Consider the following 1,436-nt stretch of genomic DNA (forward strand, 5'->3'; position numbering starts at 1 on the left):
CGCCGAACGCGGCACCGGGGGCGTGGTGCCCCTCGGCGCCGACCGCGGCGGGCTGCGGCGCGGGCTGCTGGGGCGCCGGCTGCTGCGCCGCGCGCTGCGCGGCCTCGTAGCGGGCCCACTGCTGCGCGGGCGTCAGCCGCGCCGGGGCCTCCTGGTACGCGGCCGGCGCGTGCGGGGTCGGCAGCGGCTGGGTCGCGTCGGGTGCGGGCAGCGGCTGCGTCGGGTGGTCCTGGGGGTGGTGGCCGTGCTGCGGCTCGGGTGTGGTCGTCATGGCTGCCTCCTTGTCGACACCCATGACACCGCGCCGGGCTGGGACGGCACTTCAGGGGACCTGGAGGTTTCCTGTGAGTCCGCCAGGTGCGGTCCACCCGCGCGTGCGACGCGCGGCCGCCGCGTCAGTCCCGCGCCGCGAGCGCCGCGTCGACGGCCGCCGCGACGTCGGCCGCGAGCCGCTCCCCCAGCGCGCGCCGGTGGGCGCGGTCGACGCGCACCTCGACGACGCTCGTGCCGGTGCCCGGCGCCGCGAGCGCGGGCAGCAGCCCGTCGGTGTCGACGACCCGCGTGTGCCGCACGCCGTACGCCGCGCACAGCGCCGCGACGTCGACGCCGTGCGGCGTGCCGAACACCCGCTCGAACACGTCGGCACGGCCCGGCTCGCCGTGCTCGAGCGTCGTGAACACCGAGCCGCCGTCGTCGTTCGCGACGACGAGCTGCAGGTCCGCCGCGACCTCCCCCGCGCCGCGCAGAAGACCGCCGACGTCGTGCAGGAACGTCAGGTCGCCCAGGTAGGCGCGCACGCGCCGGTGCGGCAGCGCGAGCGCGACACCCGTCGCGGTCGCGATCGTGCCGTCGATGCCCGCGAGCCCGCGGTTCGCCAGGACGAGCGGGGCCGCGTCCCACCGCGCGACGAGGTCGAGGTCACGGACCGGGTTGGACGAGCCGACCACCAGGACGTCGTCCGGGGCGCTGGCGCGCGCGACGGCCCGCGCGAGCGCCCACCCGCTGACGCGCGGGCCGCTGCGCGAGCGGCGCGCGTCGTCGGGTGCGTCGAGGAGCCGGGCGAGCACGTCCTGCGCCGCGGCGTCCGCGGCACGCCACGCGTCGAGCCACCCGGCGGGCGCACCCACGCGGCCCTGCCGCATGCGCGCCGGCACGTCGAGCAGCACCTGCGAGGCGTTGCGGGCGGCGTCGGGCCAGTCGGTGCCGCGCGGCGCGACCACGAGCACCTCGACGTCGGGGCGCGCGAGCAGCGCCTGCACGGGACGCGTCAGCGTGGGCCGGCCCAGCACGACGACGCGCCCCACGCGCCCGCCCAGGCGCGGGTCGGCCAGCAGCAGCCGGTACGCGCCGATCGCGTGCGCCCCCTGCCGCGCGCCGGACGACGGCTCGGCGAGCAGCGGCCAGCCGTTGGCCGCGGCGAGCCGCGCCGCGGCGGG

At 79.7% G+C, this 1,436-nt stretch carries 1 protein-coding gene and 1 pseudogene; both read right to left on the reverse strand.

The window, feature by feature from the left end; all coding sequences use genetic code 11:
• Positions 1-271: pseudogene (locus tag CS2_RS18240) on the reverse strand (peptidase S1); the annotation flags it as partial.
• A gap of 124 nt (positions 272-395) precedes the next feature.
• Positions 396-1,436: thiamine pyrophosphate-dependent enzyme (locus tag CS2_RS18245; RefSeq protein ID WP_233421269.1), on the reverse strand; the 1,041-nt coding region annotated here is incomplete at its 5' end.

Origin of the sequence: Cellulomonas iranensis NBRC 101100 = JCM 18110 (assembly GCF_001552375.1) — a bacterium.
In the GTDB taxonomy this organism is placed as follows: domain Bacteria; phylum Actinomycetota; class Actinomycetes; order Actinomycetales; family Cellulomonadaceae; genus Cellulomonas; species Cellulomonas iranensis.